Here is a 17,903-nt window from a genome sequence, read left to right on the forward strand (position 1 = left end):
GGTCACGAGCCCCCGGTCGTGCGGCGCTGCGTCACGCGGCCGACGCCGCTCCCACCTCCTCGCCGAGGCGCGAACTGCTCCTCGGTGAGGGTGACGTCGAGGGCGCCCAGGTTCTCCAGGAGGTGGGCGGCCGAGGACGTGCCGGGGATCGGGAGGATGTGCGGGGCCCGGTGGAGGAGCCAGGCCAGGGCCGTCTGGGATGGGGTGGCGCCGACTTCGCGGGCGGCCCGGGCCACCGGGCCGTCCGGCCCCGCGTGACCGCCCATGGCGACCGGGAAGAACGGCACGAAGGCGATGCCGCGTCCGGCGGTGTGCTCGACCACGGCCTCGTGGTCGCGGGTGGCGAGGTTGTAGAGGTTCTGGACGGCCGCGATCGGCGCGACGGCCTCGGCCTCCTCCAGCTGGGCGACCGTCGCCTCCGAGAGGCCGATGTGCCGGGCCTTGCCCTCCTCCTGGAGCCGCCGCAGGGCGCCCACCTGCTCGGCGACCGGGAAGTTCTCGTCGAGGCGGTGCAGGTGGAGGAGGTCGATGCGCTCGGTACGGAGCCGGCGCAGGCTCAGCTCGGCCTGCCGGCACAGGTAGGCGGGGTGGCCGAGCGGCACCCAGTCGGTGGGGGACGGCCGGACCACGCCCACCTCAGCCCGCTGCTCGTCGCCCGACTCGACGCCATCGACGAGGAGATCCACGGCCTCCAGGGCACCCGCTCCTCCCTCGCCGCGCTCGTGGCGGCGACCGAGGGAAGGCAACTGGCCGCCGGCGACTGAGGGATGGGAATCCGGTGGCCCGCCGTCGCGGACGCGGGCGATCATGAGGCCATGACTTCTCTCGTGCGACACGTGACCATCGACTGCGCCGACGCCTACGCCCTGGCGACCTTCTGGGCCGGCGTCCTCGACTCCAAGGTCTCCGACGACGACCAGCCGGGTGACGAGGAGGCGCTCGTCGAGTCGGCCGGCGCGGGCCTCCTCTTCATCCAGGTGCCCGAGCCGAAGGCGGTGAAGAACCGTGTCCACCTCGACCTCCAGCCGCAGGACCGCACCCGCGACGAGGAGGTCGAGCGGCTGATCGGCCTCGGCGCGACGCTGATCGACGACCGCAGGAACCCGGACGGCACCGGCTGGGCGACCATGGCCGACCCCGAGGGCAACGAGTTCTGCGTCGAGCGCAGCGAGGCCGAGCGCGCCGCGACCTCCTGACGCGACCGGCCGCAGGCCCTCCGGAGTAATCCGGACAGAAGGTGTCGGGTATCCGGTGTTTCCTGGAGTCATGGGAGACACCGGAACCACCTGGTCGGCCTTCGAGGCCGCGGAACCCGAGTTCGCCGCGACCGTGCGGGAGCGCTTCGGGCAGTACACGCACCACGCCCTCGCCACCGTACGGAAGGACGGTGCGCCCCGGCTCAGCGGCGTCGAGGCGGGCTTCCGCTTCGGCGAGCTGTGGCTCGGCATGATGCCGAACTCCCGCAAGGCCCTCGACCTGCGCCGCGACCCCCGTTTCGCGCTCCTCGCCAACCTGGGCCCCGGCACCGACATGGGCGGCGGGGACGTGCGCGTCTCAGGGCGCGCGGTCGAGGTCACCGACCCGGAGACCGTCGGGCGGTACGCGGCCGAGGTGGGCGGGCCCCAGCCCTTCCACCTCTTCCGGGTGGAACCGACCGAGGTCGTACGGACCTGGGTGGACGGCGAGGAGATCGTCTTCCGCACCTGGGCCCCGGGCCGTCCGGCCCGGACGATCCGGCGCGGCAACGACGACAGCCCACCGCGCGAGGACGTCTGAGGCGCGATCGGGCGGCCGGGTCGAGCGACCGTGCGGCCGGGTCGAGCGACCGTGCGTCCGGGCCGCATGGCCGGGCGTCCGGGAGCCCGGGCCGCACGGCCGGGGCGACGGTCCGCTCGGCCGGTGCGACGGTCTGCTCCGCGGTGGGCGCGCGGGGGACCAGAATGGGCACGTGCCGAACACTGCCAGCAAGAAGAAGACTCAGGTGAGCGGCGGGCCCGAGCGGCGCCGTGAACTCCTCGACACGGCGGCCGAGGTGTTCGCCGCCCAGGGGTACAACGCCACCACCGTCCGCAAGATCGCGGACGCCGCCGGGATGCTAGCCGGCAGCCTCTACTACCACTTCGACTCCAAGGAGTCGATGCTCGACGAGATCCTCTCCAGTTTCCTGAACGAGCTGTGGGAGGGATACGACGCCGTCCTCGCCGCCGACCTCGGACCCCGCGAGACCATCGAGGCCCTCGTCACAGAGTCCTTCCGCGAGATCGACCGGCACCGCGCCGCCGTCGCCATCTACCAGAAGGAGTCCCGGCACCTCACCGACCAGCCCCGCTTCCAGTACCTCGCCGACTCGCAGCGCAGGTTCGAGAAGGCCTGGCTCGGCACGCTGGAGCGCGGTGTCTCCGCCGGCGTCTTCCGCGCCGACCTGGACGTCCGCCTCACCTACCGGTTCGTCCGCGACACCGTCTGGGTCGCCGCCTCCTGGTACCGGCCGGGCGGCCGGCACAGCCCCGAGGAGATCGCCCGCCAGTACTTGTCGATGGTCCTGGACGGGATCGCCGTACAGTCCTGAGGAGCCCTGAGGGGTGTCTCCCGAAGGGGCGCGAGCGGACGGTGGGGCTGTGAAGTGGGCCACGTGTCGGTCGGGTCTGGGCCGGTCTGGTCCGTCCGGGCATCGGGTGGGCGGGGCGGGAAGGTCCTGAGGCGCACTATTGTTCCGGTAGAGACGTCCGGGGCTCGTTTCGAGTGCCCCGGGAGAGACAGCCGGGGCCCGTATCGCGTGTTCCGGGTAGAGCAGCCGGGGCCCGCACCGTGCAGGTGCGGGCCCCGGCTGTGCCGCGAGCACCGGCCAGGAAGGCACGCATGACCCGCTCTGAACGCCCCAAGCGCAGCCCCCGCAGCACCCAGACGAAGTCCACGTCGCAGCCGAAGGGCTCCCGCGGCGGCCGCCGTCCCACGGCACCCCCGCCGCCGGCCGAGTTCACGCCGCCGGAGACGGTGACGCCCGCGCTGCCCGCGGTGGCCTCCTTCGCCGACCTCGACATGCCCGAGGGCCTGCTGCGGATCCTCGGCGAGCAGGGCGTGACGGAGCCGTTCCCGATCCAGGCGGCGACGCTGCCGAACTCACTGGCCGGCCGTGACGTGCTCGGCCGGGGGCGCACCGGCTCCGGCAAGACCCTCGCCTTCGGGCTCGCGCTCCTCGCCCGCACCGCGGGCCGCCGCGCCGAGCCGACCGCGCCCCTCGCGCTGGTCCTGGTGCCCACCCGCGAGCTCGCCCAGCAGGTGACCGACGCCCTCACCCCGTACGCCGGGGCGCTGCGGCTGCGGCTCACCACCGTCGTCGGCGGCATGTCGATCTCCCGGCAGTCGTCCGCGCTGCGGCGCGGCGCCGAGGTCCTCATCGCCACCCCCGGCCGGCTCCACGACCTGATCGAGCGGGGCGACTGCCGGCTCGACCAGGTCGCGATCACCGTCCTGGACGAGGCCGACCAGATGGCCGACATGGGCTTCCTGCCGCAGGTCACGAAGCTGCTGAAGCAGGTCGAGCCGGACGGCCAGCGGCTGCTGTTCTCGGCCACGCTCGACCGGAACATCGACAAGCTCGTCAAGATGTTCCTCGACGACCCGGTCGTCCACTCCGTCGACCCGTCGGCCGGTGCGGTCACCACCATGGAGCACCACGTCCTGTACGTGGCCGACGAGACCGACAAGAAGGCCGTCACGCTGCGGATCGCGGCCCGCGACGGCCGGACGATCCTCTTCATGGACACCAAGCGTTCCGTGGACCGGCTGGTCAAGCGGCTGCTCGCCAACGGCGTCCGCGCCTCGGGCCTGCACGGCGGCCGTTCGCAGCCGCAGCGCAACCGGACCCTTGACCAGTTCAAGACCGGCCAGGTCACCACGCTCGTCGCGACGAACGTGGCGGCGCGCGGCATCCACGTCGACGACCTCGACATGGTCGTGAACGTCGACCCGCCGATCGACCACAAGGACTACCTGCACCGCGGCGGCCGCACCGCCCGTGCCGGCGAGTCCGGCAGCGTCTTCACCCTGGTCCTGCCCGAGCAGAAGCGGGACATGGGCCGGCTGATGTCGAACGCGGGCATCAGCCCCCGCACGGCGCAGATCAAGTCCAGCGACGAGCAGCTGGCCGAGCTGACCGGCGCACGGGAGCCCTCGGGCGTCCCCGTGGTCATCGAGACCCCGCAGCCGACCCCGCCGCGCAGCGCGGCCGGGTCCGGCAGCGGTGGCGGCCGTCGCCGCCGCGGCGGGTCCGGCGGTACGGCCGCGGGCCGCGGCACCGGCACCACGGGCGGCTCCGGGCGCGCCGCGTCCGGTGCGGGCCGCTCCGCCGGCTCCGGCCGGGGTACGGGCGCGGGCGCGGGCCGGGGCTCCGGTGCGGGAACCGGGCGCGGTGCCGCCTCCGGCGCCGGCGCGGGTGCCGGCCGGGCGGCCGCCTCCGGCGCCGGTGCGGGGCGTGGTGGGCGTCAGGCGCCGAGCACGAGCCGTTCGCGGAGCGCCGGCAGCTCGCGCGGGTCCAGGCCGAGGCCGACCGACACGTAACGGAAGAGGCTCCCGTAGGAGGTGCGGACCTGGTCGAGGGCGGCGTCCAGATACTCCGTCCGCACCTCCTGGAGCGGCACGATCAGCTCCGGGTTCTGCATGAGCCCGCCCTGCTTGAGGCCCTCCCGCACCCGTGCGTCGTGCGCGGCGCGGAAGGTGTTGGAGGCCAGGTAGTCCGCGCGGGCGGAGCTCGCCGGCACCCCGAGCAGGGTCAGCAGCAGCCAGCTCGTCCAGCCGGTGCGGTCCTTGCCCGACGTGCAGTGCACGAGCAGCGGACCCCGGCGGGGATCGGCGAAGTCCCGCAGGGTGGTCGCGAGGGCCGCCCGGTTCGCGGGCTCGGTGACGAAGCTCCGGTAGACGCCGGTCATGAACGCCGCGGCCCGCCCGCCGCCGAGCATCTCCTCCTGCCGCACCGGGTCGCGGGAGCCGATCGCGGCGAGCAGCTGCCCGAACAGACCGTTGTCGGTGACGGGCCGCGCCACCGGGGCCGTACCGGCCGGCAGCCGGTCCGCTCCGTCGTACCCCACCTCCAGCGGGATCCGCAGGTCCACCACGGCCCCGAGGCCGAGTCCGCCGAGCGTGGCGACGTCGGCGTCGGTGAGCTTGCCGAGGTGGTCGCCGCGGTAGGCGAGGCCGTGCCGGACCCGGGCCCCGTCGTAGGTGAGGTATCCGCCGAGGTCGCGGACGTTGACCGCGCCCTGGAGCGGGATGTGCCGGATGGCGTTCGCGGCCCGGGGGCCGGGGCGGGCGGTCGCGGGGGCCGGGGCGGCCGCGAGCAGGGCGGCGGCGCCGCCGGCGGTGAGCAGCGCGCGTCGGGACAGGGGCATGGCTGGACTCCCTTTACGGACTGACGGACGTACGGACTGAGGGCGTACGACTGACGGACTCGGGTGGGGCAGCCGTGGGCGGACGGGCCCGCGGAGGCTATGGGGCCACCGGCCTGGGAAGGCCGGGGACCCACGGGTGCACGGGCAGCCGACCTTCGACCAAATGTTTGTTAGGTGGCTACTCGAGGAGGAAGGTAGCAGCCCGCGGGGCCGGAGGGGAGGGTCGTGCGCGACCCGAGGCGACCGGGCGCCCGGGGGCGCCCGGCCGGCCGGACGGCGCGAGCCCGACCCGATCGGTGAGGCGCCCGCTGCGGCGCGTCCGGCGTCCCTTCGGTGAGGTGCCCGCTACGACCGTCCGGCGCCCCTTCGGTGGGGCGCCCGCTACGACGCGTCCGGCGTCCCTTCGGTGAGGCGTCGGGTCGCGGCCCGCTGGCGGTCGGTCGCGCCGGTGAGGAAGCGGGTGACCGTTGCCAGCTCGTCGGTCGTGAACTCGCCGTACAGCTCGTGCACTTCGCGGGCCCAGTCGTCGAAGAGGGGGGCGAGTTCGGCCAGCTTCTCGGGGCGGGGCTCGACGAGCACCCGGCGCTTGTCGGTGGGGTGCTTGACCCGGCGGACGAAGCCCTTGCGTTCGAGGCGGTCGACGAGGCCGGTGACGGAGGCGGGGGCGAGGCCCGAGTGTTCGGCCAGCTCCTTGGCGGTGAGGGGGCCGTGCCGTTCGAGCAGGTCGAGCGTCTTGGTCTCGGTGGCCCCCAGGTCCTGCTGTGCCGCGATCGCCGAGTGGAAGGCGACCGAGGCGGCGCTGGAGTCCCGGCCGGCGGCAGTGAGGGCGGCGACGACCTCGGCGCGTCGTGCGGTGTCCTGGTCGGTCGGCTGCTCGCTCGTGGGCATGGCGGCAGCCTAGCAAAATTCGTTTCGTTCGGCCGAACGAAAGACTTGCGATCAAGGGTGACCGCATGCCACTTTTTATTTCGTTAGGCCGAACGAAATAAAAGGAGGAGTCGAGATGTCCGCGACCGCCGCGACCGACACCACCGCCACCGGCGACCCGTACACCGCCCACCCGCGCCGCTGGGCCGCCGCCGTCGTCATGATGGTCGCCGCCCTGATGGACCTCGTGGACGTCACCATCGTCAACGTCGCCCTGCCCTCACTCGGCCACGGACTCGGCGCCTCCGAGAGCGCCCTCCAGTGGACCGTCTCCGCCTACCTCCTGGGCTTCGCCGCGACCCTCGTCGTCGCCGGCCGGCTCGGTGACCGGTACGGCCGCAAGGCGCTGTTCCTCGCCGGCACCGCCGGCTTCGGCCTCGCCAGCCTCGCCTGCGGCCTCGCGCAGAGCCCCGGCCAGCTGATCGCCGCCCGCGCCGTGCAGGGCGTGACCGCCGCCGTCCTCATGCCGCAGGTGCTCGGCTCCTTCCACAGCCTGTTCCGCGGCAAGGACCGCGGCAAGGTCTTCGGGATGTACGGGGCCGTGGCCGGCTTCGCCTCGGCGATCGGGCTGCTGCTCGGCGGCGTCCTCACCGACGCCGACCTCCTCGGGCTCGGCTGGCGCAGCGTCTTCCTCGTCAACGTGCCGGTCTCGCTCCTCACCCTGGCCGCCGCCGTCGTCCTCGTCCCGGCCACCCGCGAGCACACCGCCGCCCGTCCCCCGCTGGTCGGCAGCCTCGTCCTCGCCGCCGGACTCGTCGCCGTCGTCCTGCCGCTCGTCCAGGGCCGCAGCTGGGACTGGCCGCTCTGGGGCTGGGCCCTCCTCGCCGCCGGAGCGGCCGCGGTGAGCGGGGTCGCCGTACGCGGCTCGGTGCTGCCCCGGCGGATCCTCACCGTCCCGGCCTTCTCGTACGGCCTCGCCGTCCAGCTCCTCTTCGCCTTCGGCATGCAGGGCTTCTTCCTGGTCCTCGCGATCTGGCTCCAGGGCGGCCAGGGCTACACCCCGACCCAGGCGGGCGTCCTGATGGCCGCCTTCTCCGCCGGCGGCTTCCTCACGGCACCGGCCGCCGAGCCGCTCGCCGTCAAACTCGGCCGGTACGTGCCGACCGCGGGCGCCCTCCTCATGGCGGCCGGATACGGCTGGGTCTGGTACGCCATGGAGACCGCCGCACCCCTCCACACCGGCGCCTGGCCACTGGCCCCCGGCCTCGTCGTCGCGGGCGCCGGCCTCGGCCTCCTCGTCGTCCCCCTCGTCGGCATCGTCCTCTCGGCCGCCCCCGCCGAACTCGCCGGCGGCGCCTCGGGCGTCTTCACCACCGCCCAGCAGTTCGGCGGCGCCCTCGGCGCCGCCGCCATCGGCACCGCCTGGTTCGCCGACCTCTCCCTCGAGGCCGCCATGCCCTGGGTCCTCGCGGCCTACGCCCTGTCCGCCGTACTCAGCCTCCGGCTCCCTCGCACGGCGGTCACCGAGGCGGAGTGACGGACCACCCCGGCCCCGGGCCCGGGCTACACCGAGGGTGACCACGGGGCGGACAGCAGATCGGCGACGCTGCGCCGCTCACGGCCCGCCGGCGGCTCCCCGGCGGCCCTGCCCAGGGCGATCATGGAGACGATCGCCCATCCCGGGTTCGGGTCCAGCTCCTTGGTGAGTCCCTCCATGTCGAAGGCCCGGAACTGGTGGGCGGCCAGCCCCATCGCCTGGGCCTGGACCGTCATGTGTGCCATCGCCTGGCCGAGGTCGTAGTCGGCGAACTCGGAGTACTGCAGCTCCGTGTCGTCGACATGACGACGTGCCAGCGTCACGACGAGCAGACCCGCGTCCCTCGCCCACCGCGCCGAACTCGGCGCGAGGTGCGGCACCACCCGCTCATGCTCCGGCTCACCGGGCCGACTCGCGAAGAAGCCCCACGGCTGGGAGTTCCCCGCGGACGGCGCCCACCGCGCCGCTTCGAGCAGCAGACCCAGGGCACGGTCGTCGACGGCGGCCGACGGGTCGAACCGATAGGGGCTGAATCGTTCCGCCAGAAGGGGATGGAGGCCGCCGGGCTGTTCCGGATCAGGTCGCATGTACCGGTCCAACCGGTCGCCGAACAGCGCTATTCCGACCGAAGCGCACCGCGCCGGCCGTCCCCGCCGAGGCGTCATCCTTGCCAAGGCGCATCCCCGCCGAGTCGTCACCCCCCCCGCCGAGTTGTCACCCCCCCCCGCCGAGCCGTCACCCCCGCCCAGCCGTCATCCCCGCCGAGGCGTGGTCCACTCCAGGCGCGTCCTGACCCGCGGATCGTGGACGTACTCCAGGGCGGCCAGGGCCGTCTCGCGCGCCGCGCCGTCGGAGGCGCCGTCCGCGAGGATCGACGACAGCGCGTCGACGGCACGCGGATCCTGACGGATCGCCAGGCCCCGGGCCGCCTCCGCCGCCGTCTCCGGATCGTCGTCGCCGAGCCGCTCCGCCAGCCCCTCCCGTACGAGCGGGGTGTCGTCCGGCAACTCCGCGAGCGCCAGCGTCGCCCAGTCCCGCACGCGGGCGTCGTCGTCCCGGCTCAGCGCGAGCAACACGCCGACCGCCTCGACATGCCCGGCGGGAACGATCCCGGCGAGCCCCGCCGCGGCCGCCCGCCGCACGGCGGCGCCGGGATGCCCGGCCGCCACGAGCAGCTCCGGCACGGCGGCCGGATCCCCACACGCGCCGAGCGACAGGACCGCCGAGAGCACGGGCTCACGGGCCGGCGGCACGGCCTCCGCCGCGAGCCGCCGCAACACCGGGACCGCGCTCGCACCGAAGCCGGGCAGCGCACCGAGCACCCGCGCGCCGAGCGCCCGGCGCAACGGATCGCGGTACGCGCACCAGCCCGCCGCCGCCACGAACGTCTCCTCGTCGGCCCGCCCCGCCAGCTCCGCCACCGCCGTCGTCCAGTCGTCCAGCTCCGGATCGCCACAGCGCAGCGCCCGCGCCGCCAACTCCTCGTGCGGAGTACGCAGACCCAGCGCCGCTTCGATCAGCGTCGCGATCGCCGCATGCCCGGTTTGCCGGTCGTCCCCCCGCCCCGGCGCGCCGTCCTCCCGCAGCAACTCCACGCAAACCGTCACCCCGCCGTCCTCCCGCACCCGCCGGACGACCGCCTCGTACGTCTCCCCGCCCTCGTTCCCCGCGACCAGCCCCCGCCGCAACTCGGCCGCCATGTCGACGCCGATCCACCGCCGCGCCTCCCGCAGCGCCGCCTCCCGCGACTGCGCCCCGTGGTCGAGGAGCGCCCGCACACAGCCGGACGAGCCGCGCCTCGCCGCCGCCACCAGCGGGACCAGCCCGTCGGGGCCGCGCCGATCGGGATCCGCCCCGTGCTCCAGCAACACCCGTGCCGTGTCCGCGTGCCCGAGCCGCAGCGCCCACGTCAGGGCCGTGAACCCGTACGACTCCTCCTGATCCGGCTCGGCCCCCGCCGCGAGCAGTGCCCGCACCACCTCGGTGTGCCCACCGCACGCGGCCCCGCACAACGGCAGGTCACCGCCGTCCTCGCCACTGTGCCGCCCCGGATCGGCCCCGGCGCCGAGCAACAGCCGCACGATCCCCGGCTCGTCGTCGAGCGCCGCCCGGTACAGCGCCGTCTCCCCGTCCTCCCTGCCCTCCGGATCGGCCCCGCCCCGCAGGGCCCGCACCGCCCCGTCCTCGTCCCCGTCCCGAATGGCGTCGAACAACGTGCTCATGCCCCGACCCTGACCCGCCGTCGGCGCCCGACGCAAATCCTTTCCCTCACTCCGCGGGACCGCAGCCCGCCCGCCTCCTCGCCTTGAGCAGCCGACGGAGCCCGAACGACAGGCGGTCGTGGAACACCGCGTGCGCCGCACGCTCTGGAGAGCCCCGGAGGAGGCGGACGCGGCGCATCTGCGCGCGGACTTCCGCGTCGGTCTCCTCGGCTGACTGCCGCTCCCACTCCGTGCGGTCCGAGCCGGAAGCGAGTGCCTGGAGCCTCACGAGCCGTTCCCGGGAGGTGGGCGGGGTGTCGGCCTGGGGCTCCGTGTCGAACAGGCTTGCCCGTTCCGGGTGGTCCGGCCACCACTGCCCCATCCAGCGCAGGGCGAAGAGCCGTACGCCAGTGTCGGGGTCGCCGGCGGCCATCCGGTAGATGGTCTCGCGGACGGCGGGATCGCGGGCGCAGACGAGGGAGAGCTCGCGGATGACCCTCAGGCGGAGGGAAGGGGCGGAGTCGTGCTGCGCGATGTCGAGCAGCAGCGTCGTCACCGAGGGGTCGTTGCTCCACAGCGTGACGAGGAGGAGCGCGGCGGTCTCCCGTGGTGCGTCATCGGGGAGGTCCTGCGCACAGCCGATGAGGAACTCGCGCGTCTCGTCGGTGGGGACGCGCGCGATGGCCCTCAGCGCGGCCTGCTGAGCGCCGACTGGGGTCAAATATCGCCGTGAATAGCGAGGGTCGGAAGCCTCGAGCGTCAACGTCCTGTCCGAGAAGCGTCGGACATCGCGCATCAGCATCCGGACGTCTTCCGGGTGGATCTGCAACCAGGCAGTGATCGTCGCCTGCTCGACCGGGACGAGGTACCGGTTCAGGAGTAGGAGGAAGGGAGCGAAGCGTTCGGATCGCCAGGCCGCGAGGGCCTCCGCCACAAAGCGGCCGGTGTCTTCATCGACACCGACGAGTTCCTCTTCGTCGATGTACGTCGAGGAAGGGCCGAGGAGCCCGTCGGGCAGCGGCCCCACCTCGTTGATGGGGTCGAAGCCGGCGGCCATCTGGTCCACGAGTTGTTCCGCCCGGGCGCGTACAGCCTCGAAGCGGTCACGGACCGCCCGTTCCTCGAAGAAGCGACGGCTCCGTTCGTCGCGGTAGGCGTGCAGCAGCAACGTCAAGGCTGCGTTGCGTACACCCGGCGCCGGATCGCGCACGGCCCGGTCCTCTGCGAACGAGCGCAGGTCTGCGGTCGGCCGGAGCGTCAAGGCGTTCAGAGCGGCTTCGCGTACGGCCACGTGCTCGTCATGCGCGGCACTGGTCTTGATCGCCTCGGTGACGGAGGGGTCGTCCTGCCACCGCTCACGCAGGACGGCGAGGGCCGCGATCCGGCTGTCGGCCGACCAGGCGAAGCGTGCGTACGCGATCACGGCGGGGGCGTCACGCTGCAGCGCACAGGCGAGTTCGGTGGCGGTGCGGCCGTCCAGGAACTGGCCCCAGACGTGGAACCAGCTCAGGTACCGGCCGCGCCCCGCCCAGTGCTCGCTGAAGGAGGCCATCGCCGCGGCGGCGCCCACCACCATGGGGGAGGGACGCCGGTCGAAGTAGCCCTGGTACTGCCCGATCCCCTCGCTGAGCAGCAGCGCGATCGCCTCCACCACCGCGACGCTCTGCGCGGCGAGCACGCCGATCTTCTTGACCTCGGACAGTGCGCGCAGCGCCAGGGTGAGCCTGTCGTGCCGGTACGGGGTGGGGGCCGGTCCCACCAGCCCGTCCACCAGCGTCCCCGTGTCCCGCTCGCGCAGCTGCCCGGCGAGCAGCAGGATCACCTCGTGCCAGGTGGTGTCCTCGGCGCGGGGGAGGAGGACGTCGTGGACGAGCGCGTCGGGGGACCATTCGCGCTCGTGTTCGTAGCGGTGGACGATGTCGGCGGCGGCGAGGTATTCGAGGAAGGTGCGGTGGACGAAGCCCCAGGCGCCGCCGCCGTAGCGGGCGAGGATGAAGTTGCGTTCGCGGAGTTGCTGGACCATGGCGCGGGCGGTGCGGCGGGCGACGTCCGGGGGGATGTCGCAGAGTTGCAGGTACTGGCGGAAGACGTCCTCGATGTCGTGTTCGGGGATGTAGTTGCCGGAGATGCCGCCCGCGCCTTCCTGCATGCGGCGGGCGAGGAGCCGGAGCATCTCCAGGCGTTCGACCTGGCCGAGGACGTCGAGGGCGTCGGCGACGGGGCCGGACAAGTGGGTGGTGAGGTGTTTGGCGTCCCGGTCCCAGCGGGCGACGAGGACGGTGACGGCGTGCTGGTAGACGCTGTGGCGGTCGCGGGGGAGGGTCTGGCGGCGGCCGAGGATGGCGAGGATGGTCAGCAGGAGGGGGTTGCCGGCGAGTTCGCGGACGGACGCGGAGTGGGCGATGGCGTCCTTGAAGCGGGTGAAGAGTTGTTCCGCCTGGGCCGGTTGGCCGGGGCACGCGGTGTCGAACCAGCGCCGTGCGAAGGCGTGGATCCGCGGGGTGTCCAGGTCCTGGATCATGTAGTGGGCGAAGTCCGCGCCGTCCAGGGTCCGCCGCTGGTAGCCGACGACGCGGGACGTGACGACGACGCGGCAGCGCTCGTGCCGGGCGGCGAAGCCGGCGATGCGGCGGGCGGTCTCGGCGCGGAACTCGGGGTCGAAGATCTCGTCGAGTCCGTCGAAGACGAGGAGGGCGCGGCCTTCGTCGAGCAGTCGCTGCAGGACGGGTCTCGGCAGCGCCATGCCCTCGGTGGTGCTCAGGTGGTCGAGGAACTCCTCGAACGTCTTCTGGCGCCAGGCGGGCTGGGCGTAGTGCCGTAGTTCGACGACGAGCGGCACGCTGCCGGCGAGCCGGGCCAGGTGCTCGCCGGGGTCGGGGCTGCCGACCAGGCTCAGGGCGAGGTAGTGCGCCAGGGTCGACTTGCCGGCTCCGGGGTCGCCGAGGAGGACGACGCGGCGGCTCTCCTCCCGGGCGAGCACGTCGAGGACGGGCTCCGCGGGGCGCTGCCGGTAGGCCTCCACGAGGGCGTCGAGCATCTCCAGGTCGAGTCCGGGCGGCAGGTCGCCGTCCGACATGAGCTCCTCGCCTTCCAGGAGCTTCACCATGAGTTCGCGGGAGAGTTCCACGGGCGGGGGGTCGGCCCGCACGGTGGGGACGACGAAGACCTCGCGCAGTTCGACCTTCTGCTGCACGTTCTGGTCGTTGTCCGGGGTCAGCACCTCCAGGTCCAGCCGTCCGTACGACTCGCGGACCCGCCGGGCGTACGTCTGCAGGGCGTGGGTGACGGCGGGCTCGTCCTCTTTCCCGGTCTGGTTCCGCGCCTGGTCCTTCGCGGCTTCGCAGAGGGTGACGAGCTGCTCGTACCTGGTCCGCCACATGTCCCTGTCCAGCAGGGCGCGGGGTACGGGTGCGGAGGGCGGGGCGCAGTGGGCGCAGGTGTCCAGGAAGGCCGTCACGAGCCGCCAGTCGGGCGGTCGGACGAAGTTGGCCCTGAGCAGGCGCTGCACTCCTGAGCTGCTGAGGGGGCGGCGTCCGTCGCCGGCCTGGAGGCTGGCCTTCTCCAGATCGTCGGCGCTGGGGGCTCCCGCGGCGGTGTGCACCTCGCGCAGCCATGCGGCGAACCGCTGCCGAGCCTCGTTCCCCTGGTCCAAGACGCGCCCTCCCGGTGGCGACACGACGAGTGGGCGCCGCGGTGTCCCGGCGCACCCCAAGTCACCCCGGATCACCCCGGATTCCGGCCCCAGGCTATGCCGTGGCCTGCGGTGACGGGGGTGGGTCCGCCGCTTTCCCCCGGTTCTCACCGCCGCTTCGGAGTGTGGCGCAGGGTGCTCCCCGTAATCCGCGGCGATGGACGAACGAATGGAGTACCCGATGTCGACCGAGACCCGGACCGAGACGGGCGTGTCCCTGCTGAGCGAGGTGCTCGCACTCCTCGGGCCCGTGGGCCTGCTGGTGCTCGTGGCGGCCCTGCTGGTGTTCGTGGGGGTGGTGCTGCCGACGATCTGGTCGCGCCACGCCTACCGCCGGACGGCCGCGCGCACCACGATGAACACCCTCCTGAAGGCGGTGAAGCGGCTGTACCCGTTCTGACCATGACGGCAATAACCATGACGAAGCGTCATGTCACGCAGTCGAGCACGGTGCGGCACACCCCGCACCGGGCTCGCAGGGTCCTGCCCGCCGGGATGCGCAGCCGCTGGCAGCAGACCGGGCAGGGGAAGGAGACGGCGGTGGCGGGCGCGGTGCCGCCGTCGAAGGCGTAGGGGGCGTCCGGGGAGGCCCGGCCGCGCCGGCGCTCCCACTCGTAGCGCCGGCGGTCGGCCCAGCGGGCGCCGGCGAGCGGGGGCGGGGTGCGCTCGCGGTGCGCCTCCGCCCGGCCCCGTACCCACGCGTCGTAGGCGACGGCGCTGGTGAACCAGGGGGACGGGTCCTCGGTGAAGACCTCGGCGCGTTTGGCGATGACGTAGCCGAACTCCTCCGGGGTCAGGTAGCCGAGCTTCTGGCTCTCGACGCCGTCGCGACGGTAGGCGTCGAGCAGGAGCCAGCCGGCGCCGAGGTAGGCGGTGACGACGTCGGTGAGGACCTCGTTGTCGGCGGTGCCGGGGAAGCCGAGGTCGAGGCGGTGCAGCAGGACGTGGGTGATCTCGTGGGCGAGGGCTGCGCCGATGTCCCGGCGGCGGGTCCGGAAGCGGTCGTTGAGCTCCACGAAGTACTCGGGTCCGGCGGTGAGTTCGACGGTCGCCGCGTGCTCCATGGGCCGGAAGCTCACCACCATGCGCGCCTCGGGCAGCCGCAGGTGGCGGACGAGGGCGTGGGCCACCCGCTGGGTGCCGAGGTGCAGGTCCTCGTCGTCGCCGAGGGCGACGGCGGCGGCGGGGACGCTCGTCGGGTAGCGGTGTACGCCGTCGGGGGAGAGGCGGCGGTAGAGCGCGGTGAGCGAGGCGCGGACGGTGGCGCGGTGCGGGAAGCCGCGGATGACACGGTCGGCCTCGTGACGGTTCGGCATACCGGATTCCCCCTTCCTTCCACTGTACGTTCCCTCCACCGGTATTGGCCGAAAAGGCTTCCTTGTGGCGGCAGTTGGGCGCTGTCCATAATCCGGACGTGCCTTGACGGGCGCATGTCACTACCCGTCAGGTGCAACCCCCCACGAGAGAAGGCAGGCACATGAAGCAGAACCGCGTGGTTCGCACGCTCCAGAAGCTGGCCGCGGCCGGCGCCGTCGTCCTGGCGGCCGTCAGCCTCCAGCCCACCACGTCCGCCTCCGCCGCACCCGCGCCCGTCGTCGGCGGCACGCGCGCCGCCCAGGGCGAGTTCCCCTGGATGGTCAGGCTGTCCATGGGCTGCGGCGGCTCCCTGATCACCCCCCAGGTCGTCCTCACCGCCGCCCACTGCGTGAGCGGATCGGGCAACAACACCGGCATCACCGCCACCGCCGGGGTCGTCGACCTCCAGTCGAGCAGCGCCATCAAGGTCAAGTCCACCAAGGTCTACCAGGCCCCCGGCTACAACGGCACGGGCAAGGACTGGGCCCTCATCAAGCTCGCCTCGCCGATCACCTCGCTGCCCAACCTGAAGATCGCCGAGACGACCGCGTACAACAGCGGCACGTTCACCGTGGCCGGCTGGGGCGCCACCCGCGAGGGCGGCAGCCAGCAGCGCTACCTGCGCAAGGCGACCGTCCCGTTCGTCTCGGACGCCGAGTGCCAGGCCGCGTACGGCAGCTCCCTCGTCCCCGGCGAGGAGATCTGTGCCGGCTACAACGAGGGCGGCGTCGACACCTGCCAGGGTGACTCCGGCGGCCCCATGTTCCGCAAGGACAACACCGGTGCCTGGATCCAGGTCGGCATCGTGAGCTGGGGCGAGGGCTGCGCGCGGGCCGGCTACCCCGGCGTCTACACGGAGGTCTCGACCTTCGCCGCCGCGATCAAGTCGGCCGCGGCCACGCTGTAGCCCGACACGGGAGTGCCCCGGGGCGACCCCGCCCCGGGGCACTCCCCGCGTCCGGCCCGCGTCCGGCCCGCGTCCGGCCCGCGTCCGGCCCGGGCATTCCCCGCGTCCGGCCCGCGTCCCGCTCAGACCGACACAGCCGACACAGCCGACACAGCCGACAGCTCCACCGACGGGGCCGTCCCCTCGACCTCCAGGACCCACACCTCGTTCGCGCCCTCCCGAAGGACCGGGCCCGGTACGAACAGGGCGTCCTGCGGGCCCGCCGACCAGTAGCGGCCCAGGCAGAAGCCGTTCACCCAGACGAAGCCGCGGGTGGCGCCCGGCAGCCGCAGCTCGGCGTCCCCGGCGCCCGAGACCCCGAGCGCCGCGCGGTACAGGCCGGGACCCGGGGCGGCCGGCAGCGGCCCGAAGGGCACCTTGTCGACCGCCGCCGCCTCGAAGGCGTCGAGGCGCAGGCCCCGCGCCCGTACTCCGTGCAGGTACTGCCGCTCGTGCCGGACGCCGCCCGTGATCCCCTTCGGTTCGGCGAGCCGGGGCCCGTAGTTGACCCGGCCGAGGGACTCCACCCACAGGTCGACGACCGCCGGACCCGCGACCGGTTCGGCCAGCCGCGCGTCCTCGCTGTCGAGCACGCCGGCGGGGACCCCGTCGACGTACACGACGGCCCGGTCCCGCAGCCCGGTGACGCCCAGCGGATACGGCTGCCGGGGCCCCGGTACGGACACCCGGTAGCGGACCAGACCTCGGTCCACCCCCAGCTCCTCGAAGGTCGGCGGCACCGGGGTGAGCGACTCCTCGCCGCCGAGGACCTCCAGGACCCCGTCCAGCGGCGCCCAGTCGTCGAAGCGGCCGAGCGCGGGGGCGGCCAGCCGGGCCGGCGGCTCCGGGACCTCCGGCAGCGGCCCGTCCGCGTACGCGGAGAGCACCTCGCGGAAGCGGCGGTACTTCTCCGTCGGCCGGCCCGCCTCGTCGATCGGCGCGTCGTAGTCGTACGAGGTCACCGTCGGCCGCAGCACCCCGTCGTGCAGCCCGCCGGTCCGGTTCGCGCCCGCCCAGCCGGCGAAGTTCGTGCCGCCGTGCGCCATGTACAGGTTGACCGAGGCCCCGCACTCCAGGATCTCCCGCAGCTCGGCCGCCGCGTCCGCCGCGTCCCGCACCGTGTGCTCCGTACCCCAGTGGTCGAACCAGCCGCACCAGAACTCCATGCACATCAGCGGCCCCGACGGCTGATGGCGCCGCAGCGTCGCGAAGCCCTCCCGCGCCCCCGAACCGAAGTTCGCCGTCGCGAGCACCCCCGGCACCGAGCCGCCCGTCAGCATGTGGTCCTCGGGCCCGTCCGAGGTGAACAGCGGCACACCGACCCCGCAGTCCCGCAGCAGCCGCGCCACCCACTCCAGATAGTCCCGGTCGCTGCCGTAGCTCCCGTACTCGTTCTCCACCTGGACCAGGATCACCGGACCGCCCCGGTCGACCTGCCGCTCCACCACCTGCGGGAGCAGCCGCCGGAACCAGGACTCCACCGGCGCCAGGAACTCCGGGTCCAGGGTCCGCACCCGCCGCCCGAGCGGACCGGTCAGCCAGTGCGGCAGACCGCCGTTCTCCCACTCGGCGCAGATGTACGGTCCCGGGCGCACGATCGCCCACAGCCCGGCCCGCCGCACCGCGTCCAGGAACCGGCCGAGCTCCGCCACGTCCCCGTACCGGCCGGGCTCCGGCTCGTACAGGTTCCAGGGGACGTACGTCTCGACGCAGTTGAGGCCCATCGCCCGCAGCATCCCGAGCCGGTGCTCCCAGTGCCCCTCGTGGACCCGGAAGTAGTGCAGCGCCCCCGAGAGCAGCCGCACCGGCCGCCCGTCGAGCAGAAAGTCCTCGTCACCCACAGCGAACGTGCTCATGGCCTCACCCTCGCCCCCTGGCGGCGAGCCGGTCCATGGACAAAGATCGTCGCAGTTTGGAC

Annotated in this window: 16 protein-coding genes; 8 read left to right on the forward strand and 8 right to left on the reverse strand. The window is 73.6% G+C overall.

Annotation, left to right across the window (positions count from 1 at the left end; translation table 11 throughout):
- Nucleotides 1-2: 2 nt before the first annotated feature.
- Nucleotides 3-602 carry an aldo/keto reductase gene (locus tag OO54_RS19045; RefSeq protein WP_234439461.1) on the reverse strand — a complete coding sequence of 200 codons (600 nt, stop codon included), beginning with the start codon at nucleotides 600-602 and terminating at the stop codon, nucleotides 3-5.
- Here OO54_RS19045 and OO54_RS47460 point away from each other — a divergent pair.
- From OO54_RS47460 to OO54_RS19065, 5 genes are all read left to right on the forward strand, one after another.
- A complete protein-coding gene (locus OO54_RS47460; protein WP_234439462.1) occupies nucleotides 588-764 on the forward strand; it encodes a hypothetical protein in 177 nt (58 codons plus the stop codon). The genes OO54_RS19045 and OO54_RS47460 overlap by 15 nt on opposite strands.
- A gap of 51 nt (nucleotides 765-815) precedes the next feature.
- Nucleotides 816-1,196: a VOC family protein gene (locus tag OO54_RS45890; RefSeq protein ID WP_017238730.1), complete on the forward strand. Its 381-nt coding sequence runs from the start codon at nucleotides 816-818 to the stop codon at nucleotides 1,194-1,196.
- A gap of 70 nt (nucleotides 1,197-1,266) precedes the next feature.
- Complete coding sequence (locus tag OO54_RS19055; RefSeq protein ID WP_033204664.1) at nucleotides 1,267-1,776, forward strand: pyridoxamine 5'-phosphate oxidase family protein; 510 nt, start codon at nucleotides 1,267-1,269, stop codon at nucleotides 1,774-1,776.
- 172 nt (nucleotides 1,777-1,948) lie between these two features.
- A complete protein-coding gene (locus OO54_RS19060; RefSeq protein ID WP_033204665.1) occupies nucleotides 1,949-2,569 on the forward strand; it encodes a TetR/AcrR family transcriptional regulator in 621 nt (206 codons plus the stop codon).
- A gap of 290 nt (nucleotides 2,570-2,859) precedes the next feature.
- Nucleotides 2,860-4,560: a DEAD/DEAH box helicase gene (locus tag OO54_RS19065; RefSeq protein WP_033204667.1), complete on the forward strand. Its 1,701-nt coding sequence runs from the start codon at nucleotides 2,860-2,862 to the stop codon at nucleotides 4,558-4,560.
- Here OO54_RS19065 and OO54_RS19070 read toward each other — a convergent pair.
- Both OO54_RS19070 and OO54_RS19075 read right to left on the reverse strand, forming a co-directional pair.
- On the reverse strand, nucleotides 4,485-5,387 hold the full coding sequence (locus OO54_RS19070) for a tyrosine-protein phosphatase (RefSeq protein ID WP_033204669.1): 903 nt from the start codon (nucleotides 5,385-5,387) through the stop codon (nucleotides 4,485-4,487). The two genes, OO54_RS19065 and OO54_RS19070, sit on opposite strands and share 76 nt — an antisense overlap.
- Nucleotides 5,388-5,768: 381 nt before the next feature.
- Entirely contained in the window at nucleotides 5,769-6,275 is a 507-nt protein-coding gene (locus tag OO54_RS19075; protein WP_033204671.1) for a MarR family winged helix-turn-helix transcriptional regulator, read from the reverse strand.
- Between the two features lie 115 nt (nucleotides 6,276-6,390).
- Between OO54_RS19075 and OO54_RS19080 the strand changes: the two genes are divergently transcribed.
- Entirely contained in the window at nucleotides 6,391-7,791 is a 1,401-nt protein-coding gene (locus tag OO54_RS19080) for an MFS transporter (RefSeq protein WP_033204673.1), read from the forward strand.
- A gap of 26 nt (nucleotides 7,792-7,817) precedes the next feature.
- Here OO54_RS19080 and OO54_RS19085 read toward each other — a convergent pair whose 3' ends face one another.
- The 3 genes from OO54_RS19085 to OO54_RS42455 form a co-directional block, all read right to left on the reverse strand.
- Complete coding sequence (locus OO54_RS19085; RefSeq protein WP_033204675.1) at nucleotides 7,818-8,378, reverse strand: nitroreductase family protein; 561 nt, start codon at nucleotides 8,376-8,378, stop codon at nucleotides 7,818-7,820.
- Nucleotides 8,379-8,543: 165 nt separating this feature from the next.
- Nucleotides 8,544-10,013, reverse strand: a complete 1,470-nt coding sequence (locus OO54_RS19090) for an ankyrin repeat domain-containing protein (protein ID WP_033204677.1) — start codon at nucleotides 10,011-10,013, stop codon at nucleotides 8,544-8,546.
- Nucleotides 10,014-10,059: 46 nt separating this feature from the next.
- Complete coding sequence (locus OO54_RS42455) at nucleotides 10,060-13,644, reverse strand: NACHT domain-containing protein (protein ID WP_051787040.1); 3,585 nt, start codon at nucleotides 13,642-13,644, stop codon at nucleotides 10,060-10,062.
- A gap of 220 nt (nucleotides 13,645-13,864) precedes the next feature.
- Here OO54_RS42455 and OO54_RS19105 point away from each other — a divergent pair, with 220 nt between their 5' ends.
- Nucleotides 13,865-14,083, forward strand: a complete 219-nt coding sequence (locus OO54_RS19105) for a hypothetical protein (protein WP_157856492.1) — start codon at nucleotides 13,865-13,867, stop codon at nucleotides 14,081-14,083.
- A gap of 28 nt (nucleotides 14,084-14,111) precedes the next feature.
- On the opposite strand, the gene OO54_RS19110 is transcribed toward OO54_RS19105, so the two are convergent.
- Nucleotides 14,112-14,999 (reverse strand): hypothetical protein, encoded by an 888-nt coding sequence (locus OO54_RS19110; protein ID WP_033204681.1) that lies wholly within the window; start codon nucleotides 14,997-14,999, stop codon nucleotides 14,112-14,114.
- A 161-nt stretch (nucleotides 15,000-15,160) separates the two neighbouring features.
- Between OO54_RS19110 and OO54_RS19115 the strand changes: the two genes are divergently transcribed.
- The gene (locus OO54_RS19115) at nucleotides 15,161-15,946 is read left to right on the forward strand and encodes a S1 family peptidase (RefSeq protein ID WP_033204683.1); all 786 of its coding nucleotides are present in this window, start codon (nucleotides 15,161-15,163) and stop codon (nucleotides 15,944-15,946) included.
- A gap of 122 nt (nucleotides 15,947-16,068) precedes the next feature.
- Here the strand turns inward: OO54_RS19115 and OO54_RS19120 are convergent, their stop codons facing one another.
- Nucleotides 16,069-17,841, reverse strand: coding sequence for a glycoside hydrolase family 35 protein (locus OO54_RS19120; protein ID WP_033204684.1), 1,773 nt, complete (start codon nucleotides 17,839-17,841; stop codon nucleotides 16,069-16,071).
- Nucleotides 17,842-17,903 lie beyond the last annotated feature (62 nt).

It is taken from the genome of Streptomyces wedmorensis, assembly GCF_000716445.1.
Lineage (GTDB): Bacteria > Actinomycetota > Actinomycetes > Streptomycetales > Streptomycetaceae > Streptomyces > Streptomyces wedmorensis.